Source organism: Pseudoalteromonas sp. OOF1S-7 (assembly GCF_022347765.1).
Lineage (GTDB): Bacteria > Pseudomonadota > Gammaproteobacteria > Enterobacterales > Alteromonadaceae > Pseudoalteromonas.
Genome location: NZ_JAKRFZ010000004.1, coordinates 249,404 through 273,236 on the forward strand (window position 1 = coordinate 249,404; position 23,833 = coordinate 273,236).

Here is a 23,833-nt window from a genome sequence, read left to right on the forward strand (position 1 = left end):
TACCATCCCACTTAATGAGATACTGCTCAAGCGTCATTGCATATTGTCTCTAATCGCTGCTCAAGGTCGCCCGCGTGACAAAACCCCAAAGCAAGGGGATATGCATGGTCTTTGTCGTTAATATAAAACAACGCCGGATAGCCACTTACCTGCAGCTGACGGGCTATCTGCAAATGCTGCTGAAATTGTGTTTCGGTTGCAGCTGACTTAAGCGTGGCCTCAAAAGCAATCTCATCTAACCCAATGGACCTGGCACATGCAATCAGGGTTTTATCCAGCGATGGATTTTTAGCTTGTAAGTAATAGGCTGCCTGGATGGCTTTGACCATTTCCATGGCGCTGTGTGCTTGTAAGCTTTGTGCTGCAATCACGGCCCGGCAAGCCTGGTAAGTCGCACGTATAGGGGTATTGAGCTGCCAAAAGTCATGGTTAAATGCTACCTGGGTTTTGCGCTCTATTTGCACCCAGTAAGAGGCGATGGTGTCTCTGAGTGCCGGATCCATCGGCTCGGTTGTGTCGGGTGCCAGGCCACCCATAACCCAACTAAGCTCGGCCCCAAGACGGTTGGACAAAAACAACTCTAACTCTGGCTGAAAGCCATAGCACCAGCCACACATAGGGTCCATAACATAGATAAACTGCATTACTTTCTCACTTGAGGTCGCTTAACCATAGTCACTATACCTCTTTTGAGCAGCCCGCCAGCACCTTTGGTGGCAGATAAATAACAGACGTAATCATCGCAAAGTGCTGGAGCTTACACAACATACCACCTCCTACTGGAGTCGGCCTTGGGGTTAGGAAATCTTTGAATCTTAAGGCGTGCATTTTCGCTCCCTGAGCATCTTTTAAGAAAGTTGAGGGCCCTCATTGCAAAGAGTCCCTGAACTATTTGCATCTTAGCGAAAGAATGAACGTTTGTCTCACTGACATCAGGTTGTATCTTTAAACCACATAATCAACCTGCTGGACAAGACCTGGCTTTCCATCTTCATCGAGATAAAAACCCGATTTGCGAACAGCCCCTTGTAACTCCCCACCGTTTCTGATGTTCATAGGCGTGTCTACATTTTGCAGTGCAATGGCCCCTATATTGGCATCACTAAGTGACATTAACTCGTCCTGCTCAGTGTTTTTAATCCAGATTTTGAGGCTATCGAAGATGGCGTCATTTTCATCAATAAAGCCGTTACCATCGTCATCATACTGAGCCAGATCGGCGAATCCATTACCACTCAGTGCACCAAAAAGTTCTTTGCCATCGTCGATTTGGTTATTGTGATTAAGGTCCAGTGCCAGATACCCATAGCCCTTTTTCAGCTGAGCAAAGTTGTCTGCCTGACCATCGGCATCGATATCAAAGTCCATACGCTCAGTATCCAGCTCAACGGCCCGGTTGGTAAAACTAATGATCAGGGGATCTTTCATATTGACGTTTTCTATGGTGCGTACATAACTGGTGTAGGATTGTTCAAAGACAGATTTAAAAGCAAAACTGACTTGCTGGCCATTTTCCAGACGAATTTGTCCATCCGCTTTAAAGATGTTGGACTGACTCTCATGAGCAAACCGCTCAACCAGCACCTCTGTAGGGGGAGTTTCTTCTGCAGCTGACATAATCTGTGACATTTCTGCATGTGAAATATCTTTACCAACCTCAGCGTCATACCACTCTACGTCACTGCCTGCGAGCTTTTCTACCAGTAATTTCAAGATATACATCCTGGCACTGGTTTGCATATCCAGCTCCGTTGCTGTGCTGTCTACCTCTGCAACTTCCCCCGGCACGACCTGACCCCCATTGCCAGATCGTGCCGGGTTAACATTTTCAGAAACTGACGATTCAGTTATTTCGGTTCGTTTTTCATATACATGGGTCTGACCCTCATGTTTGTTACTCATATTGACTTGTGCATTTTCAATTTTCATAGCTCCTCCGCGCCCATCCATGTGGTTTTTTATCGGCTAAGCTGAACAAAAATCAAGCACAAATTTCAACGAATATGCTTACTGCGCCAACCGCTAATCCTTGTGCTTTATTACCGGCAGTACTTCAGCAGTTTCTGCATCTAGCATCTGCAAAACATGCTCATAACCATAACCCGGCTGCCAGCCCAGTTGTTGTTGCGCAGCTGAGGAGTCATACACCCTATCCAAAGAATCAGGTAGGGCCCAGCCACGTTGTTCAAACGCCAACAAAAGTTGCGGGCATTTTTCGATGATCACCTTGCTGGCTTGCTGAAACAGGCCTGCTTGGTCGTCGCGGCTAAAGGGCGTTGCACCAGAAATGATAAAACGTTTAAAGCCTGGCAGGCGTTTTTTGATAGCACACAGATGTGCACTGGCAACATCCCGGGCGTCGATACCACGTGTTAGTCTGTAAACAGCCATCAGGTCAGCGGGTTCGGGAAAACAGCGGGACATCTGTAGCACAGTCACAGGAAGCCTGAATTCCCTTGCAATGTCTGCTAATGTTCGCTCTGCCCGTATTTTACTGTGATGATAAATGGACTTAGGCTGTGGCTGAGTATGTTCTGTCACCCAACCTGCCACCCCTTTGGGGGTAGATGCATAACCATAGAGTGCGGTGGTACTGGTGAAAACAAAGTGTCTTATACCTGCTTTGACACCCATCAATGCCACTTGCTCCGTTGCATCGACATTAATACTTTGAAACGCATCGTCATCAACAACCCCGACATGCGGTGCATGCAATGCTGCCGTATGAACTATCACCTCTACCCCGTCAAGCGCGCGACTTAACAGCTGACTATCTCTTATGTCACCGACAAAATCTGCTGTTGAGCAAGGTGTTTTATCAAACCCAATCACCTGGTGCTCTCGCATGAGTTTAATGTAGATGGCGCGTCCAACCCTGCCCGCAGAGCCCGTTACCAGCACTTTCATTGTATAAACCTTATTATTGACCAAGGAGCACAAGGCCCCTTTTAAACCAGGAACAGGCGAGCACTTTACAGTCCTGATCAGGCAACATCAATATGCAACGCCTCATACAGAGGCATTGCTTGCTATCTTGGTCACATAAAGGCGGGCAAGACGCGCTCAGCCATGAGCTGAAGCGTGCTGTTTTCTCTGCGACTGGCGGTCACAACAGCAATAAGATCCAGTTCTTCAACCAGGATAATATACTGACCACCTCCCCCCTGAGCGGAGGCACTGTAAAACTGCTTGTCGCCACTTTTTAGTTCAGCATTCCACCAGTAATAGCCATATCCCTGCTTTGACACGTCTTTACCCCCGCCAAACATATCCTCATCTCCGGTATACAGGTGCGGACTTATGGCCTTGGCAATGTAATCCTGCGGGATTAATTGCTCACCCTGCCATTTTCCTTTGTTTTGGGTCAAAGTACCCCATTTCAGCATATCCCGTGATGTCATGCTCACCCGCCAGCCGGCTTCAGGCAGGCCATTATCGGCATGCTGCCAGCGATATTGACTAATCCCCAGTTTATCGAGCAGCTCTTTTTTAATAAACGCTTGTGCGCTCCCAGGCACAACCGCGTCAATAACATGCATTACCAGCATTGGGTCATCCTGATATTTAAAGGTCAGTGATTCCGTACTGATCGGTGCACTACGCTCAAGCAGTGCTTGCGCATGCTGCTGCCCCTTCAATTGTTTTGAAACGTTCTCTAGCGCTTCCTGGTGTGCGTCACTCAGCCGCACGCCAGAACGCATGGTCAGCGCCATATTGAGGGTGATTTTTTCGCTACCTGGTGTAAGCTTGGCGCGATCCAGCTCTTTTAGAAAACCCACTAGAGGTTTATCCAAATCCTTCATGCTCAGATAACCCAACTGGATAGCACGACCCAGTGCCAAAGCGGTATATACCTTAGTGGCAGAAGCCTGATAGTGAGGCAGATTGATGCGGCCGCGAGAAAAATAAGATTCCAAAACCAGCTTGCCCTTATGTGAGATAAGCAGACTGTCAAAATGACCATGTGTCTTGCTGGCGATTTCTTTTGCCAGACTCAGCAGCAACTCTTTATTACCACCATCGGCACCCAGAATGCCAACTTCCACACCATCACCTCTTTGCTTTGGAGCCGCATCAATAAATGCATGCTCGAGTTCAGCGACATCCCGATAGCCTCCTTTCAACTCCGCTGCGGTTGCTTCAACAGGCTGCGCACCATTTGCTATTGCGAAATGACTGACACTGCTGAAGATGGCAGCCGAAATTAAATAAGTAACGAGTTTATTTTTGCTCATGTTAACCCTCCTGTTTTGAACAAGCGGCAAAGTTAGCGAAACCCGACATAAAAGACCTGATTTACCCGTGATTTCTTCATGACCTCGTTACCAACAAAATAACATATCAATAAATATCAAGTTCTTAAGTTGATGAATTGCGATTTTGACTGCCATCTTTTCTGGCAAATTTGGTTCCCGGACAACATTGGTATGTATTGTGGCGTTTTCCAGCCATCCCTAAATATCTCGCCATACCCACTAAACACGCTGTATGTTGTTCTTTTGCAACCCTCCCGTCACACCAAAGTACGGCACTGTCATTCAGCACATTGCCGGACGGTCGTTTCTTGACTAGACTCCCAATATCATCACTAATTTACCCTTATATGCTACGCGTTATCTGTTTTTGCCTGTCAGTTTTTTCGTCAGTGGTGCTATCAAGCAACGACAAGCTGGTATTGATCGCCGGAGATAACTGGTGCCCGGTTAATTGTGGCGAAACGGACCAAAACAAAGGTTTTATGATTGATGTTGCCACCGAAGCGCTGGCCATTTCGGGCTATCAGGTCCGCTATATCGAAATGCCCTGGCTCAGAGCCATTCAGCAGGCAAGAGAAGGAAAAGTACATGCTATCGTGGGGGCGTTCAAAGACGACGCACCAGATTTTTATTTCCCAAAAGTCCCTATTCTAAAACTGAGCCCAAATACCTTATTCACTTTGTCAGACAGTACATGGGTCTATAAAAATCGGCACTCACTCAATAAGATTCGCCTTGGAGCAGTACAAGGCTATGACTATGGTAATTTGCTAAATGCCTATATTAAGTCACATCGCAGCTCACCCAACACTTATATAACCCTGTTAACGGGTGATAATGTGGTAACACGCAGCCTCAAACTGTTAACCAGCAAACGCATCGACGCCTACGTCGATGCCGGCCCCGTTGTCTGGTATCAGGCAAAGCAGCTCGGGATCGGTGATAAAATAAAATCCGTCGGTTCAATCAGTCCTCTGGAGCCTGCCTATATCGCTTTTTCTCCCCGCCTTACTGACAGCGAGCAACTGACTCTGGCATTGGACTTAGGAGTGCTCAGATTACAGCTGGATGGTCGCCTGGCTAATATTGCAAAAAAGTATGGATTGCAGGAAGAGTACTTTAGATAGACAGCTCAAGTTAAATGCCATATTCAAAATATGTACTCTGGTATTCATTTATCGCCTGCTAACAGGGCCATTACTCAAAAAGGCAATTATCTGCTGGCACGGTCTTTTTATAGTTGATAAATAGCAAAACTAATGTGTCAGGATGCTTGCGGCCCGATAGTGTTCAGGCCACAAATAAAGCAGCTATCTAGAATTGATAATTGATACTAAAGGAGGTCGTACGACCATTGATAGTACGCGCCCGAATAATACCCGAGTCAGGAATAATACCTTCTTCTGCTTCTGTGATCCCTACCGCATTAAACAGATTGTTGACGTTGAGCGATAAAGACAAGTCATCGGTCATATCATAGCTGGCAAATGCATTAACCTGGGTGTAGCCATCGAATTTCAGCGCATTATTATCCTGTGCGTAGGCATCGGTTGAGCCAAGCAGGCTTAAACCCACTGCGCCTTGTGCCATGTTGTAACGCGCCATCAAAGAGTAAATAAAATCTGCCTGGCGCCTTGGCGTGTTGCCCACCACCTCAGGTGACAACGCATCTTTGGCGATCTCGGCGTCCGTCCAGGTCAGGCTGCCTCTGAAATCAAAGGAGCCAACAAAGTACACCCCTTCAAGTTCAATGCCATGCGCTTCATATTCACGGTCGAAAAAGCGCTGGCTGGTGGCTTCAAAGTTTTGCTCTTCGGTTTGCGCATAAAAAGCGGTGGCAAACACACTGCCGTTTTCAAGCCGTTGCTTCAAACCAAATTCAAGCTGAGTTACTTCGTCAATGGCGTCTTCCTTTGCCACACTGCCGTCTGCATTCACTTTGCCAAACAACAGACGATCCGCATTTGCTCTGGCCCCTTCACTGAAACGCCCAAACACCGCCCGCGTTGGACTCAACTGATAATTAGCACCGAGGGAGTAGCTGGTGTAATGCCAGTCGTAATCAACGAGTGACGGATTAGCCAAATCTATGCCCGCAACCTGCTCTTCAGGTTTTGAAATCGCGCCATCGGCATTCACATCCCGCTGCGATACCACAGCCCCCGTATAGGTGCCCGAGGCTTCACCCGAGTCGTAACGCACACTGGCATCAACGGTTAAATCGCCCACCTGAGAGGAAACCGCCAGATAAGGCGCACGCGTTGAATAGTCTGTATTGTAATTACGCTGACAGCAATTGCCCCAGGCAGGTGTCCCGTATGCGTACAAGCCATTGTCAGAAAAAGCGGTGCCATCGGCTGCAAAGACATCCAAAAGCGCTGCATTCTGCCCTTTTAACTCCAGCAGGTAAGAGTTCCACAGCCAGGACATTTCAATGGCCTGCTCTGATGCAAAATAGCCAAAGGTTAAAGCGGTATCGCCCAGCTGTTTGGTCAGCTTAATGTCGTTAACCAGCGAGCCAAAGTCCTGCATCTCAACATCAAAAGTATGGATCCGCATCAGATTATCGTCGCTGAATTTGCTACCCGCGCTTGCACCATTCGCATATTTTAATGTCGCGCCCTCACCGGCGATGCTCTCGGCGATAGACTGGGCACTGCCCACTTCAGCCGGAAAAGGCGCATTAAACGTGCCTTTTACCTTGGCTATTCTAAACCGGTTTTCAATTTTCCAGTCGTTGCTCAGCTCAAAGCTGGCCTCAACGCCAACGCTGTCTACCTGAGGGTGCATGCCATCACGCATATCCCCACGGCGCACTTCGTTGTTGGCACCCAGCCCCTGTGTTTGGGTAAACAAAACCGAATGCGGCGTATCTGACAAGGCATCAAATCCCGGCAGTGAGTCGCCATTGGCATACATGGGCATAGGTAAGTAGCCGGTTGAGCGGTCATCCAGGTGCTTGAGGTAGACTCTGACATAGCCCGACTCAAATTCTTTGGTCAGATTGGCTTTAACCTGCCCGCCCTTGTTGCCGGTATAACCGGTATCACGCGACCCTTCACCTTGACGTACAAATCCACCGATATGGAATCGGACGGTGTCGGACAGATAGGTGCCAAATTCAAAGTCGGTTCTGAATTCGTCATAATCAAGACCCAGAGTCGTTGCAATGCTACCCGATTCGCTTTCACCCGTTTTAGAAATAAAGTTGATGATCCCACCCGGCGCGTTACTGGCGGCAGTCGAAGCCGAGCCGCCACGGATGGACTCAATTGATTGCACCGTATTATCCAGGCGCATAAAAATATCAGCATTGCCGAATGCAATATCGCCAAACTGTAATACGGGCAAGCCATCTTCTTGCAATTGCAGGAACTTCGCTCCACCGGCCGCAACCGGTAGTCCGCGTACAGCAATGTTTGCATTGCCCTCTCCCCCAGTTGACTCTGATCTCACCCCAGGCAACAAGCGGAAAGCTTCGGCTGTGGTTCTGGGTGTCGCGACGCTTATCTGCTGAGCAGAAATGCTACTGACAGACACACTGGATGCCATCACGGTGCGCCGTTGTGGCACGCCTGTCACAATGATTTTTTCCAGCTCATTCTGAGCCTGTGCATTTGCTTGGTCCTGGCTCTGTTGTGCCCACACTGTGGGGCTAAGCGCCAGAGTCAGTGCACTGAGTGCAAACCAACCGGGAGTGTATGTTGTCATAATGTGCCTCGTTGTTGTCAATTATATATTGCTGGCACCACATTAAGTGGATTTTGTTACTTAATCGATTAAGTAAGTTAGCAAATATTTGTCGCTTTGCAATCAAAAAATTACACACGACGGGTTTCTAGTTAGATAACGCTATGATTTAGTTTTAAAAGTATTTGAGCTAGTGTGCGTTTGCCAGCCTCAGCTGGGCTGGGTTTTTCCAGTAGTTATACGTCATCGCCAGCATCAGCAAAGCCGCAAACCCCATCGCCAGTGCAAAGCCGTAGCGAATATGGCCAAAATAATCACTGACCATCCCCATCAGCAAAGGCGCCAGGGCTGCAGACAGCGCGGTAAAGAACAAGATCACGCCAGCGACCGAGCCATGCTGATGCTTATCGAAGCATGAGATCCCCTTCGAATTAAGTGTGGGGTATATCATCGACATAAAGAGCCCACTGAGTGGCAGCGCAATGACGGCAGCATTCACGCCAAAGACAAAGGTCAGCAGGTAACAAAGAAAAATGGCCGAGCTCAGGGCAAACATCACGCTCTGCCAGCTGAACAGGTTAAGCAGCCAGGCAGCCATAAAGCGCCCCACCGCCCGCAAAATAAAAAAGATGGTCAGTGCATAGGTTGCCAGCAGGCCCCAGCTCCCCTCGTAGGTTTTGAGCAAAGTCGGCATCCAGACATAGATGGCCACTTCTGTTGCGACATACAGCGCAATGGCGGCCGAAAAACCCAGTGCATGTTTGTCCTTGAGCATCAACAGGGTCTGCCTGAATCCACTGCCCTGGCTAACCTGCTTAGCGGGCCGTTCGGGAAACTTCACAGCGAACGTGATTAAACACAAAACGCTGCATAAGCCCCCTGCCAGAATATAGAGGTAAACCCAGCTGACACCCGACGCCAGCATGTAGCTCACCGCCGCGGGACCCACGATGGCGCCGACAGCAAAGAAGCCTTCGACCATGTTCATGGTCCGGGTGTGCGCCTGACTGGTTGGCGTCAAATCGCCTAACAAAGCCAGTGCTGCGGTTTTAAACAGGCCGATCGCCAGGCCAATCACACTCAGTAAGCACACAAAAGTGATAAAGGTTTCACCCATTGCAAAGCCAAAGCAGGCACCGGCAAAGAGCACAAAACCAAGAATGATGGTCGGCTTGTGGCCTATTTTATCGGCCAAAAAGCCCAGCAACAGGCCACTGGCGGCAATCCAAATCATTGGCGCGTAATGAAACGCGCTCGCCTGCGTCATGGTTAGCTGATAATCCCGGATCAGCTCGGGAATGATCACGCCCACGGCGTCCGATGTCATGGCAAACATAAAAAACATCATGTATGTCAGCCAGCGCAATGCGCCTAAGTTGCTGCTTGTCATAGTTATTACCTCTCAGGTATTGCGGCAAAGCCCGGTTAAGTTTAAAACTCAATCGCACCCTTGTGCCAATTTTCCTGTAAATAGTGCTTGAATATCTTGTCGTGCTGATTAAAGATATAACTTAATCGATTAAGTTTCAACAATGAGAATTGAACTGAACCATGAAAAACCAAGTGCAACTGATAACCTACGCCGATCGCTTAAGCGGTGCAGGCCTGACGGAACTCTCTCAGCTGTTGGACGGTCCGTTAGTGGGATTGTTTGGCGGTGTCCATATCCTGCCGTTTTACTACCCGATTGACGGTAGCGATGCCGGGTTCGATCCGATAGACCACAGTGAGGTTGATAAACGACTGGGCAACTGGGCAAGTGTGAAAACACTTGGCGAGCACTTTGAGATAATGGCCGATTTAATCGTCAATCACGCTTCGGCTCTGTCACCGGAATTTCAGGATGTGCTCAAACACGGCGAACAGTCGCCCTACTGGGCTTTGTTTTTAAAGGAGCAGGATATTTTTCCCGCTGGGATCAGTGACGAACAAGCACAAGCGATATTCAGACCCAGGCCAACCAGCTGTTTTACGCCTAAAAAGCTGCAAAGTGGTGAAACGGTCAACTTCTGGACCACGTTTACTGATAACCAGGTTGATATCAATGTTGAAACGCCCCAGGGCAAAGCGTATCTGGACAAAATTCTCACCTTGTTTGCGCAAAACAATGTCAAGATTATTCGCCTGGATGCGGCTGGCTATGCCATAAAGCGCGCCGGAACAAGCTGTTTTATGACCCCTGAATCATTCGACTTTATTAATCAGTTGTCGCGTCAGGCCAATGCGCTCGGTATGGAAACCATAGCGGAGATCCACAGCCATTATCAAACTCAAATTGACGTAGCATCGAAAGTAGACCGCGTATACGACTTTGCTTTGCCACCGTTAATCTTACACGCCCTATTTAGCAATAATGCCGATGCCCTGCTTTGCTGGTTACAGCAATCGCCGCGTAATTGCCTGACGGTACTCGATACCCATGACGGTATCGGCATTGTCGATGCAGGTCCGGACGGTGACAAGCCCGGTCTGCTCAATGCACAGCAAATCGACACTCTGGTAGAAACCATACACACCAACAGTCGGGGTGAGAGCAAACAGGCGACCGGTGCCGCTGCCAGCAACGTTGATTTGTACCAGGTCAATTGCACCTACTATGATGCACTGGGTCGCAACGATCTCGATTACCTGATAGCGCGCGCAATTCAGTTCTTTTCGCCTGGCGTCCCACAAGTTTATTATGGCGGCCTGCTGGCACTGCACAATGATATGGCGCTGCTTGAAAACACCAACGTAGGCCGGGATATCAATCGCAGTTACCTCAATGAACAACAAGTTGAAGACGCGTTATCCAAACCCGTAGTCAGGGGCCTGTGCAAACTGATTGAAATACGAAACCAGAGCAGTGCATTCGATGGAGAGTTTGTTTTGTTAGGGTCTGAAGAGGCGTTCTCTTTACAGTGGCGCAATCAGGACGCTCGTGCTCAACTGCAAGTCAATCTGACGACACGCGAAGCGCACATCACTCTGCAGGAGCCGGGCCACATCAAATACCTCAACCTGAGTGATTTACTTCACAACCTGAAAAACTAAGGTGATGGCAGTCAGATTGACTGCCCAACTCTCAATTCAAAAGGCAGGCGTATTTGCTGCTTTTCTTTACGGATAAACAAACTTGCCGCCTGTTCTCCCTTGTTTTCGCTGTTTTGATGAATGGTGGTAATGGCAGGTTGAAACAGCTCTGCTTCATCTATGCCATCAAAGCCTACGATCTTGAGCTCCTGTGGGATCTGGATCCCCTGAGCAAGCGCTTCACGGGCGGCGGCCAGCGCAATTAAATCACTCATACAAAACAACACATTGGGTCTTGGCTGAATGGCTAGCGCTTCTTTGGCGGCGATCCGCGCAAAACGCTCGCTGCTTTCCGGAATATTCCAGATCCGGTCTTCAGGGAGTGTCACCTGACATGCTTTGAGCGCCTGTCGATATCCCGCCAAGCGTTGGTGTGCGATAGAGGTGCTGAGCTGAGGCAAATGATGGTCATAGACCCGGCAGATAAGCTCAGTATCGAGCAATCTCAGCCCCAGGATTGCCACATCGGCCTGCTCAGACGGCGCATCGAACTGCATTAATGCCGCTTTGGCCACTTCCCGGGCTGCACCTTGGTTGTCGATATTAACACTGGCCTGATCTTGCAGCTCAAAATCGACGGTCACCACCTGCTTGGTTACCGTTTCCAGCTGTTCAATTAATTTGGGGTTACGCGGACGACCATAACAAATAAAGCCATCGACAAAGTCCACTATGTTGTTAACGCTGTCGGTATTGCCTGAAAACAACAACAGGTTGATCCCCTGCGGTTCAAGCACTTTGGCAACGCCGCGCATAAAGCTGCTGGCCACGGGATCTGACACCATATATTCAACGCTATCGGGTAAAACCAGGGCAACTATGTTAAACGTGCCCTTTCTTAACGACCGCGCCGCTTTATTTGGACCAAAATAACCCAACGCCTTGCAGGCGGCCAGGATCTCCTCACGCTTTTTGCTGGAAAGCTGATCGGGACGATTAAAGGCATTGGATACCGTTGCATTCGACACGCCAAGGTGGGCAGCAATGCTTTTAAGAGTCCATTTTTTTTCTGTCATGGTTCGCTATACAATCTGATTAATAGGGTTACGCACCGGGATGGTCCGCATCGCAGGCTGCACTCATTTGCACGGTGGACGATTTGATCCTTTGGCCACTGAGCAACCTCATCAGCCCTGCTACAAGCATGACTAAAGACATAAGTGCGAAAGGCGTTACCAGCACATTAAAATGATACACCTTAACACAGTGAAAACAGCTCAATTGCGCACGGTCAAGTGCAAAAACCACCACTGCACACAAGACCCCGAGCACTATTAGCAGCTGAGTGAGTTTCATCGTGCCTTCTGATACCAATTTACCTGCCATGCTTAGGCAATCTCTCCCGTATACCTGTACTCAGCGCATCCATGCATACCTGGACTGCCATTGGGGTATGTTTGGAAAAGGGAGTAAGTAAATACACTGAATTGTCGGGTAAACTGGCGTGTGGCATGAGCCTTATTACATCCGACAAATCATTGTTCAAATAAAAATCCGGCACTAAGCCTATTCCTGCCCCGGCCCGAATGAGAGAAACGGTACTATGAAATGCATTTGTGATGCAACTAACCTGAGGAGTTAGTTGCATTTTCTCACCGCTTTGGCTCATAAACTGGTGCGTTACCTGTGCCCCTTCCCAGGCATTTGCAATGTAGGGAGACTGTGTCAGTTCCTCGTGTGAAAAACGTGGATGTCCGCATAATACGTCGCAAAACGTGCCCAGCCGCTGCTGCCTGAGCGTGCTGTCTTTCGAGGCACCAATGCGAATAGCAATATCAATGTTATGGGCCATCAAGTCCAGATGCTTGTCATCACAGGTCAGTTTTACAACCACCTTAGGGTAGCACTGCATTAATTCGGAAATGGCTGGTGCAAGTAAGGTATCAACCAGTGCATGCGGTGCCGTTATATGAACCAGGCCCTCTGGCTCTCCCTGCTGTGCTTGCACATCATCCCAGGCATCGGTTGCAATCTGGTTGAGTGCTTTACACGCCTCATAGAAGCGCTTTCCGGGCTCAGTCAGAGACTGTCGACGGGTTGTTCGTTTAACCAGGACCACACCGAGTTCTTGCTCCAGCGTTTTTAAATGCTGACTGACCACAGACTTTGACACACCCAGCCTGTCTGCTGCCGCAGAGATAGAGCCTGCTTCAACGACATGGGCAAACAGCGACATTTTACCAAGTTGGTGCATTTTTATTGTAAGCTTTAATTAAACAGTGTTTTTTATTATCTCTGTTTTTCACATCAATTAATACCATTAAGCTGACCTTACTGAAAACACCACAAGTGGAGTCATTACATGACACAACAACAAGAGCTGGACTTATGTAAGGCAGGCATTGCCGCGTGGCAGAACGCATTTAACAAACAAGATGCACGTGGCTGCGCCGCACAATATGCCACACCCTGTATTATGCATGCGCGGCCCATTGGCGAGTTTGACGGGAGGGAAAACATTGAGGCATTCTGGCAGGACATCATAGATCAGGGTTTCTGTGATGTTGCTTATACCGATGTAATCTGGGAAAAACACCCTGAAGTTGGCTTCCTGCTGAGTGCCAACTGGACGATGAACAAAGCGTTTGGCAAAATCCACGCTGAACATTGGGTGGTTGAGCAAGACGGTAAGGCCCGTCTGTACTGTGATGATTTTGAGATCCTGGGTGAGCGATAAACTCACCCACTCAATACATAACCAGGCAGCGCAATAACAGCGCATACCTTATAGTCAAAACCCTGGGAAATAATGACGCTATTAGCCATTGTCCATTCCTGCAATTCACGCCTTCCTAAAGTTAATAGGCATACTGGCGATAAAGCATAGAGGTACACACAGCAACTATATAGTAAGTTTTTTAATCATTTACCACCATCAAGGACTGAAATAATGAACATCAATTCTCCACTCGTTAATTCACAGGTTGGTTTAGCAAGTAGCTTGACAGCGAAAAAGGAGGCTAAGGCACATAGCATCGAACCTCAAGCACCAGAACAGGAAATGAATGCTGCGGCGTTATCGGCCAAAAATACGTCAATATTAACGGAAGAAGAAACCCAAAAGTTAAAACAAGAAACTTTTGAAATGAGCAAGCAAAATTATAAACTCATGGGAGAAACGCAAGAGGCGTTTGCAACCACATTAAGTGAGTTTGAAAAATTTAAAAAAGAACAAAGTAGCTTAAATCCTGGCATTGATTTGAGTGTCTTGGATTTAGCGCAAGATGAAGATGGCACATTAAAGCTCGTTGGTGGAAATTTAGGCGGTCAGTTACGTGCGGACCTGGAGTCTATCATTAACGACAATAACACCTTAAAAAATGTCTTCGAACAAGTACATGAAGGGCTTGCACACATTGTTAGGTCCTCTGGTGCAGACAGGCAAGGCATTGAAGCAAAAGACTTCTATGACAATATCAGGCTGAATGAGTTAAGCAGAAGCTTCGAAAACCAATTCCATGACGAAGGTTTTGGTCAGGACTATCACACCCTTGAGGAAAAAGTGAATAGCCACACAATGCTCTTTGCAATGAAAATGAATGACGCAATCTACCCCAAGATTAACATAAATGTGTAACCGGGCTTTGAATAGTTCGGGTAAGCCTGACATTCTGAACAACATCCAGTGGTAAACATGAATATCAGATCAGTTCACATTAGTGTGCTGCCTGTGCCAGCATAACTGGCTTGCTTTTCGAAAGCGGCAAGCATTTTTATCATCTTCGCCTGCCTGTCACTCTCAGCTAAGCATGGTGTGGCAGGCAGTGGCACAAATCTATTTACAGTGTTTGCTGCGACGACTGCTCTTTGGGGTTAGGGCCATAGTCGTTCTCACCCGGCGTACTGTCTATCACGTAAAACACCAACAGCACCAGCGGCCCTATCACAGGCACCAAAGAGATCAATATCCACCAACCACTGCGCCCGGTATCGTGCAAGCGGCGAATGCTCAGCGCAATACTGGGAATTATCACGGCCAGCGCGTATAGACCACTTAGCAGCCCAAAGCCGGACTCTTCGGAGTAAAGCCCCAGCGTCATATCGACCAAACCCAGCACAATTGTAACGATGATATTACAAAGCATAAACAGCCAATATTCTTTGCGTCTCGCTCGGCCGTTAAACACTGCATACTTTTTTAACGCAGATAAATAAATGTCGAACACGGGCTTTTCTCCTTGTTAATTTGCTATGCCACAATGGCATAGCCTCAGCACTGACAGGGCATGCTGTTTAACAGGATAGACAAAAATCTTTGCAATACAAAGTCAGCCTCGCGTGATGTAAAAATACGCCTGACTCTATTGAGCCGTTCCGCGATTGCTTTCAATTACCTGGTGCAATTTATTAACCATTTCCTCGAATGCCGCTTTTTTCTCGGGAAACTGCGTCATACCTTGCTGGAACAAATCCATTGCAGTCTGATATTCCCGCATTTCTGCATAACACTGGGCTTTGTAATACAAGGCTGTTGCGCCGGGTGATATTGCCAGAGAATGGTCAAATGCATTGATGGCATCCTGAAACTGACCATGATCCATCAAAATAAATGCGATGTTGTCAATTGCTTCTATGAACATTGGAAAGATGTCTAACGCTTCGTGGTAAAGATCCAATGCCTGAGAAAATTGTTTTTGCTCACTCAGCGCATAGGCCTCGCGATATTTTGCGTTGGCAGATGCAATCAGTTCATCCACTTTTTGGCCAGTAACGGCAGCGTATTTATTAAAATCGTTATGTTTCAAATAGTCCACATACCCTGCCCGCTCAAGCTCGGTTACTTCCTGATTACCCAGCCGACGCCACCCCTCAGACAGGACAGCCTGAGACAGAGGCGCATGGCGCAGTTCAATTGTGAGATTTTTAATATCTTGTAGCGTCGGCTTACTTTCAGACGGGGTATAGATAACAGCATGGTAAGTCGGCTCTGCCGGCACATCGCTATCAATACTGACCAATTTAAGGGCTTGCCACTGCGTATCTCGTTTTATATACACGTCACCCGCCGTACCACGCGCCAGGGTGTGGCCACTTTTCAGCAATAATACAGCTGCAAAAACAGACCCCAATACTTTAAAAACCTGACTCATCGTATTCCTTATTCAACATACTTACTTCTTCTGGCCGCACGATGGGCGCTTAAGCCAACAATAAAGGACACATTGTAAACTTTAACGGGACAAGTAACAAATACAGGAGATCAGGTGCAGACATACGCGCAATAAAAAACGCGGCGCCCCATAAGGGACACCGCGTTTTTTCAAGCTTAGAGCGCCATTATTTAAGCGCTGTAACTTATTGGGCTACATTAGCGAACATACACATATGAAGTCTGTTGGCTTACGTAAGTCACAATGTTTGTAGATTTATAAATCTTGGAATAACCATATATATTCTGATAATTTAGCATTGAATAATCAGAGCCAGAGCCAGAACAGCCAGAGTTTTCATGCCAAAACAACCGATAGCTTCTCTCTCCAGTCTCGCCCGGAATTAAACCTAACGTATCTTGAAGGGGTACGCAATTAGCATTTTTAAGCACTGCTATATCAGCAATTGCATAGGCACCATTAAACGTAGGCATTGTCATCATCAGTTCGCTGTAGGTATCTTTGATATACTGCCAATGTGCATCTGGTAAATGGTAATTGTCATCAAGTGATGTAATGTTCTGCGCTTCGACCATAAAACCAGTTAAGTCGTTTGGCCAGCCATCATAGTTTTTATTTGGTGCAAACCTGATGCTAACTAAAGTCCAGCCACCACCTTGATATTCCATATCACAGTACGTCGTGAACTCGCTCAAACCACCTCTGCCATCTACATCCAGCGTATAATAGCCAGATTGCGCACTTGGATCTGCGTTTAAAATAGCTTGGCAGCTTTGTGGCTCAGGCGCTTCAGGCTCGCGAACATTTAGATTCGCGCGAATAGTCATCGTATCACTGCCCAGTGTTGTAATGTCCTGCGCAAACAAGTGACCATTCAATTCAAGTACATTAACAACTTCTGTGGTATGGGTTAACTCTGTATCTTTAGACTGCTCTTCATGAAGAAAAATATCATGCTCGCCTGCTTGAGTAATCTGATCAGTGGCTTTCACCTGATTGAGCTTGTATGAAATCCCTGAATCGAGCCGACCTTCACTATTTGGCGCGTAAACAGAAAGATAAGCCACTTTTTCATTTACTTCAGAACCTGTACTGCTTTCTTGATACTGAACTTGAGCGTTAAAACCCAGGCGTGTAACGTGACTCGCTCTGGCGGTGTAGGGTTCAACGCCATTGCGCGTTTGACCGGTTAAAAAAACATATGGAACTTGTGGCATTGTCTCCGAAAAAGAAAACATTTGACTACTGCCATTAAGATCAACCACTCCAACCTCCCAGATAGAGCCGTCCGACTGGAGGTGTCGACCATAATCTAAGACAAAGGTTGAAACAGTTTCATTCAAGTGCAGACCATCCAAATATGGCCACTCAGAGAATGAAACATTTACGGTACCATCATTATTGTCAACAACAGAAACGGTGCCAGCGGTGGGGTCATTAAAGCTCGCAACGCCTGAAAATATAGCTTGCTGCGCCGTTTTCCCAATAGAGATACCCTGCTCTGTAATTTGATTAAACTGTAGTTCCTGTGCATTGACAGAAAATGCTGAGGCCATTATTAGAGCTATTAGTGTTTTTTTATACATTCTTACTCCATTATTGTAATTGGGTATTTAATTTCCTAGTAATTATCGGGTTAATAATACAATAAGCGGAAAGCTAAACCCTAGAATAGAATTGGAATAATAAAAATTGAAATAGAAAAGAGTGATCTAAATCTATTCTGGACGCAGTCTTTGTGTTTTAGTCTGATGATAAACGGGTAGATTAAATATCAGTAAATAAAAAACGCGGCGCCCCCAAAGGGGACACCGCGTTTTTTATCAGCCTATCAGCGCGATTACTTAAGCGCCTGCTCAACAATCGGGTAATGATCCCAGACTTGCTTATCGGCAAGTGAGCGAACCAGCTTCACATACTCGGCATGCGTCCACGCCAGTGGTGTTGCGGAGTTGGTACCCTCGCCCAGTGCATAACCAAACGGATTTACGCCCACGCCATCCCACACCTGCTCGGGCAGCATCAGGCCTTCATTTGCAAAGTGCTCCATGCCTTTGATGTAAGTGTATTTGATACGCTTAACCGCATTGTCATCCAGTGCATTAGCCTGGCTGGCCGCTGCAATTTCGTAATGACCACGCTCACCGGTGAAGAAAGGCCAGACCCGACCACGCTGACCGGCCGTGTTCTGGCCTTGCTCGGCATAGTTGGTCCCGCGTACCTCATCTTCTCCATAGCCGTCGTTGCCATAGCGGCGGTAGCCCGGATAACTATTGGGATCCCCGGCAAAGTTAAAGCTGTATTTAACTCGCAGGTTCTCCGGCAGGTTTTCATCTTCATACTCGGGCAAGGTATTGGTAATGCTGCTGGCATCTGCGGCTCTGACGCCATAGCGCACAAGCTCCAGGAACCCGCCATCAATGATCTGCTTTTTATCCATACCCGCACGGCCATTGTTGTCGCTTAGCTTAGTATCGGTATTCGGATTGGCGTCTTTGCCAATGCGGAAGAAATATTTACCATCGCTTTGCTTAGAAGGCAGGTTACCCTCAGTGGTGAACATGGTCGATTCCACTTCACTGTCGTAGCGCCTGGCTGTTGCCATATAACGCTCACTGCCGGCTTTATCTCCGGCCAGTTTCGCAATGTCACTGGCAGCGACCAGGCCCGCGATAATGGCTGCGGTTGTCGATGGTGAATAGCCGTCCTGCTCTTCCCAGCGCTCCTGCTGTGTTGCCGGTGGTGTAATTTGCGTGTCGTTCCAAAGGATTTTTGCCAGGCCCCCGTCGACCAGGAATTCAGCCGCTGGCTGGAGCATACGCTTGTACCAGTAAGCAAGCTTCTCATCGCTCAGTACGCCAGCCTGCCAGAGTTTCCACGCCAGCATAATCGGCATAGCAGTCTGATCCAGCTGCACACCTACCCACTCAAGCTCACCGTCAACATGGGTTTTTTGTAAGAACCAGCCGGTGTCGCCCTGGTTGCCAGGCGTCTTGTCTGTGACTTGTACTTTTTCCAGATATTCAAATGCGGTCAGTGCGGTTTGCGGATCGCCCATGGCCAAAAATGCCATCGCAACCTGATAGAAGTCGCGCACCCAGACCGCTTTATAACCAGTGTGGCCTTGCTCAGCCGCTACTGTGTCACCCCAGGGGTTAGACAAAGAAGCGATTAAGGCCCCTGCGTGGGTTTTATCTTCCTGCGCCTTTAACACCAAAGCACTGGTGTAAAGTAGTTTACCCTGATCGGCCGTGTAAGCGCTGAGCTTTTGCATAGGCTCAAGACTGTTCAGATAGTCGCGCCAACCAATGGCTTCTCCTTCACCATTGTAGTGGGCCAGCACCTGCTGATAACCACGCGCCAGTGACTGAGCGCCTTCCTCGAAGCTCGCGCTTTGCGATTTACCAAAACTCAGTGCCAGGTCGAATGTCGCCTGCTTGCCCACGTCACCCAGCTCGGCCAGCCAATTAACGTTGCCGCTTTGTGCGCCTGTGCTGGTGTAACGCGGTGCCATTGACTGGCTTGCTTTAAGTTCGGCCAGACCATCGCTCTGACCGGTAAAGCCCACGCTTGCCTGCTTAAAACCCGTGCTGCTTTGCAGTGTCAGGTAATTGTCTCCTTCCCAGGCAACCAGGCCCTGCTCGGTGACCTTCGCAAAATCGTTCAGGCCGTTGTTATTCACGTACGGGTTTACGTTAACGAACAGCTTCAAGCCATCAAGCTCTGTTTGCACCTTAGCGCGGACGAACAGCGTTTGGCCGTCAGGATCGGTGAATATGTGTTTCTCAAGTGTAAAACGGCCTTGCTTGTCTTTGCTTGTCACTTTGTATGCTAAAGACAGCGCACGACCTTGTGCGTCTTTATCGAGGTAATCAATGCTGACGTCCAGCGCGTCTTGCTCCGTTACCGTAAAATCAGGTCCGGTAACAATGAACTGCATGTCTTTGATCTGCGCCTGGTGAATAAGACCAAACATAGTTTCCGTGATCATGCCTTTGGCGATGGAAAACCACACTTTTGATACGGCTTGCGTACTCGCTTGATCAGAATACTGGCCCTGTTTGTATGCCTCGTAAGAGGTGCCGATGCCGGCTTTACCTGAATAAGCCCAGTATGGCTTGTCACCCGGTGCGCCTGGCGCAGCCTGTTTCGATTGGACCGCGTTGTTGGCACTGCCGCAACCAACGAGTCCAGCCGCAATCAAAGCCAGGGTTAAACTAGATAGTTTTTTCATAAAGTCTCCTTGGGTGGTGTTATTCTTGTTCGATTTTCACCCGCATCACAGCAACCGCTGCGAGCAGGAACGACACACCACCAACCACTAATGCAAAAATCGGTTGATTATCAAATAGGTTTCTCAGGATCAGGCCAAGTACACTGGCGGCCATCAGCTGCGGGATCACGATAAAGAAGTTAAAGATCCCCATAAAGACGCCCATTTTATGAGCTGGCAACGAATTACTCAGCATGGCGTAAGGCAGCGACAAAATAGACGCCCACGCAAAGCCAATCCCAATCATAGGCAGCCAAAGCAGGCTCGGATCAGCTATCATTTTAAAGCTCAATAATGCGCCTGCGCCCATCAGTAAGTTAATGCAGTGTGCGCCACGCATGCCCAGGCGATTCACCATCACAGGGATACACACAGCAGCCAGAGCGGCAAAACCGTTGTAGGCGGCAAACAGCACACCCACCCAGTCGGCCCCATCGTTATAGGCTTTGCTGGTTACTTCGGTCGTGCCATAGTGAAAACTGGTGACTGCCGAGGTGGTATAGATCCACATAGCAAACAAGGCAAACCAGCTAAAGAATTGCACCACGGCAAGCTGGCGCATGGTGCCGGGCATAGTAAAGACATCGTAGATAACGTTATAAAAGCCACCAGAGGTGCTGCCGCGCTGCTGCAGGTAGCCAGCTATTAACAGAACCAACGTAAAGGATAAAAACAATCCGCTCAGCAGATACAGCTCTTTTTCCAGTTGCAGCCCAATCACAGCAGCCAGGATCCCCCCGCCAATCACGCCAGAAATCAGTGCTGCGCGCGCATAGTTGATCACCTGATAGCTTTGACTGGTTTGCGTTTCAACTGCTTCACCGGCAAACTCCGCCAGCTGCTGTGGCGTGTACTCTTTGGTTCTTAGGATGGTCCAGCCCACCGCCAGAAACAGCACCACACCACCGAAATAGAAAGCATACTTAACAGACTCTGGGATCTGACCCGCTTCAGCGGTATTGCTGATCCCAAACCAGTTAGTCATCATCCAGGGCAAAGCCGACGCAACCACGGCACCTACACCAATAAAGAAGCTCTGCATCGCATAGCCATTGGCGCGCTGCTTTTCGTTGAGATTGTCACCCACCAGTGCGCGAAATGGCTCCATGGTGACGTTGATTGACGCATCCATGATCCACAGCATACCCGCCGCAATCCAGAGTGTGGGAGAGTTCGGCATAAAGAATAACGACAAGGTGGTCAGAATAGCACCATACAAAAAGAAAGGTCGTCTGCGGCCCAGCTTGCCCCAGGTGCGGTCACTCCAGTAACCAATGATTGGCTGTACAATCAAGCCCGTTAATGGGGCGGCAACCCAGAGAATGGGTATATCATCGACTTTGGCGCCCAGCGTCTGAAAGATCCGGCTGACATTACCGTTTTGCAGTGCAAAGCCAAACTGGATCCCCAGAAAGCCAAAGCACATGTTCCAGATCTGCCAGAAGCTCAGTTGTGGTTTTTGTTTTTGCATATTAATTCTCTAGTTCAAAGACGGCACTGGCCAGCGGTGCCAGGGTGACTGTCAGCTGATTATTGTTAAGCGCAACCTGTCCATGTTGTTCCAGTCTGTCAATCGCTTTACCCTGCCAGCCAGCTGGCAAAGTGACAGAGACAGTTTGAGGAGCGTCTGCATCAAAGTTACTGACCACAACCAGACGTTGTGAATCGCTCTGACGGGCAAACCCAATCACTTTGGTTGCAGACTGACCGTCGCGCGTTGTGACGGGTGTCGAGACTAGCTCGCCCTGCGCTATCGCACTGAATGAGGCCATGTTCATCAGTTTTTGATAATAAGCACGCAGCGCTTTTTGCTCTTTACTCAGCAAAGCACCATCAAACTTACCCTGGTTCATCCAGGCCTGATGGGCAGGTACACCGATGTAATCAAAGATACTGGTACGGCTGGGTTTGCCGAACCCGGCCATTTCTGAACCGTCTTCACCCACGCTCTGCGCAAAATACAATAAGGTTGGTGACTGACTGATCAAGTGACTCACCACCATGGCTGGTTTGCCTTTATTGGCATCGCCTGCAAACTGTGGGCTGGCAATGCGCTGCTCATCGTGGTTCTCTAAAAAGTGCAGCATGTGCGGTGCAATATCCTGAACGCTGGCATGTACATCCAGCACTTGCTGCGCCGTGCCTTTACCCTGCATCAGCGCCTTGAGCGAGTCGTATAAGCCCACTTTGTCGTAGAGGAAGTCCATCTTGCCCTGCTCAATGTAAGCACGGTAAAGCGTTGGGTTATACACCTCGGCAAGCAAGAAGGCGTCGGGGTTTTTCATCTTGATAGACGCATTGAGAAAGCTCCAGAATTCAACGGGCACCATCTCGGCCATATCATAACGGAAGCCATCTACGCCCTTGTCCAGCCAGTAATAGGTGATATCGCGGAACTTATACCAGCTGTCGGGCAGTTTTTTATCCTGCCAGAATGCATAGTGAGCACGGTAATCAAGCTGGGCGTACTGCGCCGGTAAGGTGGCAAAATCGTAGCTGCCATCGGGCTTAACACCATAGTTGACCTTTACGGTTTCATACCAGTCATGAATATGGGGCTGCGCGGCGCGTGCGCCGTTGCCGGTCCATTTGGCCGGGCTTTCACTGAACTGGCCATCGGCAAGCGGGTGTGGCTCGCCGCCAAGTACCTGATAGTCTTGGGAGTCTGGCACGCTAAAGGCTTCGCCGGTGACATAGTAAAAGTTGTTATCACGGGCGTAGGTCACTGAAGTATCGTCATTCGCGCCGAAGTCGCTGACACCTTGTGGTGCGCTGAGCGATTGATAATTTCGGGCAACGTGATTGGGCACTATGTCAATCACCACTTTCATCCCGGCTTCATGGGTACGGGCGATCAGGGCTTCAAATTCAGCCAGCCTGTTTGCCGGGTCAACAGCCAGATCCGGATTGACGTTGTAATAGTCTTTTACAGCATAGGGTGAGCCCGCACGGCCTTTAACCACATCCGGGTCATCCAGGGCTATCCCGTACTCGGTGTAATCCCCCACCAAACCATGGTGCAATACCCCGGTATACCAGACGTGGCTCACGCCCATGGCTTTGATTTCAGACAGGGCTTTGGGGGTAAAGTCAGCAAACTTGCCTACGCCATTTTGCGCTTTTGTGCCCCAGGGAATATTGTTGCTATTGGTGTTACCAAACAGGCGGGTAAAAACCTGATAAACAACCGGCTTTGCATCGCTGTGCTGCGCTGCCAGGCTCTGAGTGCCGGTGATTGCTGTCTTGTTGTCGTTAGTACTGTTGCAGGCACTTAGTACCACAGAGCCGGTGATCAGTCCAAGGGCAATCACCAGCGGTTTTATTGTCATCATAATGTTGTCATTTTTAGTATTTTAAATGAGTCTACTGACTTGATAATCACGGGTGAACCGCCTGCATACGTATTCAGAGCTCCTATTCATCCGCGCGTC

The 23,833-nt window shown here is 48.6% G+C and carries 19 protein-coding genes; 4 read left to right on the plus strand and 15 right to left on the minus strand.

Annotation, left to right across the window (positions count from 1 at the left end):
* Nucleotides 1–26: 26 nt before the first annotated feature.
* From MHN33_RS08450 to MHN33_RS08465, 4 genes are all read right to left on the minus strand, one after another.
* The gene (locus MHN33_RS08450; protein WP_239397549.1) at nucleotides 27–644 is read right to left on the minus strand and encodes a DsbA family protein; all 618 of its coding nucleotides are present in this window, start codon (nucleotides 642–644) and stop codon (nucleotides 27–29) included.
* A 301-nt stretch (nucleotides 645–945) separates the two neighbouring features.
* Nucleotides 946–1,929: a hypothetical protein gene (locus MHN33_RS08455; protein ID WP_239397550.1), complete on the minus strand. Its 984-nt coding sequence runs from the start codon at nucleotides 1,927–1,929 to the stop codon at nucleotides 946–948.
* 93 nt (nucleotides 1,930–2,022) lie between these two features.
* Nucleotides 2,023–2,907: an NAD(P)-dependent oxidoreductase gene (locus MHN33_RS08460; protein WP_239397551.1), complete on the minus strand. Its 885-nt coding sequence runs from the start codon at nucleotides 2,905–2,907 to the stop codon at nucleotides 2,023–2,025.
* Nucleotides 2,908–3,038: 131 nt separating this feature from the next.
* On the minus strand, nucleotides 3,039–4,235 hold the full coding sequence (locus MHN33_RS08465; protein ID WP_239397552.1) for a serine hydrolase: 1,197 nt from the start codon (nucleotides 4,233–4,235) through the stop codon (nucleotides 3,039–3,041).
* 410 nt (nucleotides 4,236–4,645) lie between these two features.
* On the opposite strand from MHN33_RS08465, the gene MHN33_RS08470 reads away from it, so the two are divergent.
* Nucleotides 4,646–5,383 carry a transporter substrate-binding domain-containing protein gene (locus MHN33_RS08470; RefSeq protein ID WP_239397553.1) on the plus strand — a complete coding sequence of 246 codons (738 nt, stop codon included), beginning with the start codon at nucleotides 4,646–4,648 and terminating at the stop codon, nucleotides 5,381–5,383.
* 187 nt (nucleotides 5,384–5,570) lie between these two features.
* On the opposite strand, the gene MHN33_RS08475 is transcribed toward MHN33_RS08470, so the two are convergent.
* Both MHN33_RS08475 and MHN33_RS08480 read right to left on the minus strand, forming a co-directional pair.
* On the minus strand, nucleotides 5,571–7,967 hold the full coding sequence (locus MHN33_RS08475) for a TonB-dependent receptor (RefSeq protein ID WP_239397554.1): 2,397 nt from the start codon (nucleotides 7,965–7,967) through the stop codon (nucleotides 5,571–5,573).
* Nucleotides 7,968–8,136: 169 nt separating this feature from the next.
* Complete coding sequence (locus MHN33_RS08480) at nucleotides 8,137–9,336, minus strand: MFS transporter (protein ID WP_239397555.1); 1,200 nt, start codon at nucleotides 9,334–9,336, stop codon at nucleotides 8,137–8,139.
* A gap of 161 nt (nucleotides 9,337–9,497) precedes the next feature.
* On the opposite strand from MHN33_RS08480, the gene gtfA reads away from it, so the two are divergent.
* The gene (gtfA, locus tag MHN33_RS08485; protein WP_239397556.1) at nucleotides 9,498–10,979 is read left to right on the plus strand and encodes a sucrose phosphorylase; all 1,482 of its coding nucleotides are present in this window, start codon (nucleotides 9,498–9,500) and stop codon (nucleotides 10,977–10,979) included.
* An 11-nt stretch (nucleotides 10,980–10,990) separates the two neighbouring features.
* Here gtfA and MHN33_RS08490 read toward each other — a convergent pair whose 3' ends face one another.
* Genes MHN33_RS08490 through MHN33_RS08500 form a run of 3 tightly spaced genes read right to left on the minus strand, consistent with a single transcriptional unit; the run spans nucleotide 10,991 to nucleotide 13,212 of the window.
* Entirely contained in the window at nucleotides 10,991–12,034 is a 1,044-nt protein-coding gene (locus MHN33_RS08490) for a LacI family DNA-binding transcriptional regulator (RefSeq protein ID WP_239397557.1), read from the minus strand.
* Nucleotides 12,035–12,062: 28 nt separating this feature from the next.
* Complete coding sequence (locus MHN33_RS08495; RefSeq protein WP_239397558.1) at nucleotides 12,063–12,344, minus strand: hypothetical protein; 282 nt, start codon at nucleotides 12,342–12,344, stop codon at nucleotides 12,063–12,065.
* Complete coding sequence (locus MHN33_RS08500; RefSeq protein WP_239397559.1) at nucleotides 12,334–13,212, minus strand: LysR family transcriptional regulator; 879 nt, start codon at nucleotides 13,210–13,212, stop codon at nucleotides 12,334–12,336. Before MHN33_RS08500 ends, MHN33_RS08495 begins: the two co-directional genes overlap by 11 nt.
* A 108-nt stretch (nucleotides 13,213–13,320) precedes the next feature.
* Between MHN33_RS08500 and MHN33_RS08505 the strand changes: the two genes are divergently transcribed.
* Together MHN33_RS08505 and MHN33_RS08510 are read left to right on the plus strand one after the other, a co-directional pair.
* The gene (locus tag MHN33_RS08505) at nucleotides 13,321–13,695 is read left to right on the plus strand and encodes an isochorismatase (RefSeq protein ID WP_239397560.1); all 375 of its coding nucleotides are present in this window, start codon (nucleotides 13,321–13,323) and stop codon (nucleotides 13,693–13,695) included.
* Between the two features lie 213 nt (nucleotides 13,696–13,908).
* Entirely contained in the window at nucleotides 13,909–14,595 is a 687-nt protein-coding gene (locus MHN33_RS08510; protein WP_239397561.1) for a hypothetical protein, read from the plus strand.
* 202 nt (nucleotides 14,596–14,797) lie between these two features.
* Here MHN33_RS08510 and MHN33_RS08515 read toward each other — a convergent pair whose 3' ends face one another.
* The 6 genes from MHN33_RS08515 to MHN33_RS08540 all read right to left on the minus strand — a co-directional run bounded on the left by MHN33_RS08515 (nucleotide 14,798) and on the right by MHN33_RS08540 (nucleotide 23,731).
* Entirely contained in the window at nucleotides 14,798–15,184 is a 387-nt protein-coding gene (locus tag MHN33_RS08515) for a DUF805 domain-containing protein (RefSeq protein WP_239397562.1), read from the minus strand.
* A 135-nt stretch (nucleotides 15,185–15,319) separates the two neighbouring features.
* Complete coding sequence (locus MHN33_RS08520; RefSeq protein ID WP_239397563.1) at nucleotides 15,320–16,108, minus strand: tetratricopeptide repeat protein; 789 nt, start codon at nucleotides 16,106–16,108, stop codon at nucleotides 15,320–15,322.
* A 218-nt stretch (nucleotides 16,109–16,326) separates the two neighbouring features.
* Nucleotides 16,327–17,715 (minus strand): fibrinogen-like YCDxxxxGGGW domain-containing protein, encoded by a 1,389-nt coding sequence (locus tag MHN33_RS08525; protein ID WP_239397564.1) that lies wholly within the window; start codon nucleotides 17,713–17,715, stop codon nucleotides 16,327–16,329.
* Nucleotides 17,716–17,969: 254 nt separating this feature from the next.
* Entirely contained in the window at nucleotides 17,970–20,363 is a 2,394-nt protein-coding gene (locus tag MHN33_RS08530) for a glycoside hydrolase family 15 protein (protein WP_239397565.1), read from the minus strand.
* A gap of 19 nt (nucleotides 20,364–20,382) precedes the next feature.
* Nucleotides 20,383–21,873 carry an MFS transporter gene (locus tag MHN33_RS08535; protein ID WP_239397566.1) on the minus strand — a complete coding sequence of 497 codons (1,491 nt, stop codon included), beginning with the start codon at nucleotides 21,871–21,873 and terminating at the stop codon, nucleotides 20,383–20,385.
* A gap of 1 nt (nucleotide 21,874) precedes the next feature.
* Nucleotides 21,875–23,731, minus strand: a complete 1,857-nt coding sequence (locus MHN33_RS08540) for an alpha-amylase family glycosyl hydrolase (protein ID WP_239397662.1) — start codon at nucleotides 23,729–23,731, stop codon at nucleotides 21,875–21,877.
* Nucleotides 23,732–23,833: the final 102 nt, after the last annotated feature.

Excerpts from the sequence above, each read along its gene's own strand:
- MHN33_RS08450 (WP_239397549.1), bottom strand. The coding sequence starts at position 644 with ATGCAGTTTATCTATGTTATGGACCCTATGTGTGGCTGGTGCTATGGC.
- MHN33_RS08455 (WP_239397550.1), bottom strand. The coding sequence starts at position 1,929 with ATGAAAATTGAAAATGCACAAGTCAATATGAGTAACAAACATGAGGGT.
- MHN33_RS08460 (WP_239397551.1), bottom strand. The coding sequence starts at position 2,907 with ATGAAAGTGCTGGTAACGGGCTCTGCGGGCAGGGTTGGACGCGCCATC.
- MHN33_RS08465 (WP_239397552.1), bottom strand. The coding sequence starts at position 4,235 with ATGAGCAAAAATAAACTCGTTACTTATTTAATTTCGGCTGCCATCTTC.
- MHN33_RS08475 (WP_239397554.1), bottom strand. The coding sequence starts at position 7,967 with ATGACAACATACACTCCCGGTTGGTTTGCACTCAGTGCACTGACTCTG.
- MHN33_RS08480 (WP_239397555.1), bottom strand. The coding sequence starts at position 9,336 with ATGACAAGCAGCAACTTAGGCGCATTGCGCTGGCTGACATACATGATG.
- gtfA (WP_239397556.1), top strand. The coding sequence starts at position 9,498 with ATGAAAAACCAAGTGCAACTGATAACCTACGCCGATCGCTTAAGCGGT.
- MHN33_RS08490 (WP_239397557.1), bottom strand. The coding sequence starts at position 12,034 with ATGACAGAAAAAAAATGGACTCTTAAAAGCATTGCTGCCCACCTTGGC.
- MHN33_RS08495 (WP_239397558.1), bottom strand. The coding sequence starts at position 12,344 with ATGGCAGGTAAATTGGTATCAGAAGGCACGATGAAACTCACTCAGCTG.
- MHN33_RS08500 (WP_239397559.1), bottom strand. The coding sequence starts at position 13,212 with ATGCACCAACTTGGTAAAATGTCGCTGTTTGCCCATGTCGTTGAAGCA.
- MHN33_RS08505 (WP_239397560.1), top strand. The coding sequence starts at position 13,321 with ATGACACAACAACAAGAGCTGGACTTATGTAAGGCAGGCATTGCCGCG.
- MHN33_RS08510 (WP_239397561.1), top strand. The coding sequence starts at position 13,909 with ATGAACATCAATTCTCCACTCGTTAATTCACAGGTTGGTTTAGCAAGT.
- MHN33_RS08520 (WP_239397563.1), bottom strand. The coding sequence starts at position 16,108 with ATGAGTCAGGTTTTTAAAGTATTGGGGTCTGTTTTTGCAGCTGTATTA.
- MHN33_RS08525 (WP_239397564.1), bottom strand. The coding sequence starts at position 17,715 with ATGTATAAAAAAACACTAATAGCTCTAATAATGGCCTCAGCATTTTCT.
- MHN33_RS08530 (WP_239397565.1), bottom strand. The coding sequence starts at position 20,363 with ATGAAAAAACTATCTAGTTTAACCCTGGCTTTGATTGCGGCTGGACTC.
- MHN33_RS08535 (WP_239397566.1), bottom strand. The coding sequence starts at position 21,873 with ATGCAAAAACAAAAACCACAACTGAGCTTCTGGCAGATCTGGAACATG.
- MHN33_RS08540 (WP_239397662.1), bottom strand. The coding sequence starts at position 23,731 with ATGACAATAAAACCGCTGGTGATTGCCCTTGGACTGATCACCGGCTCT.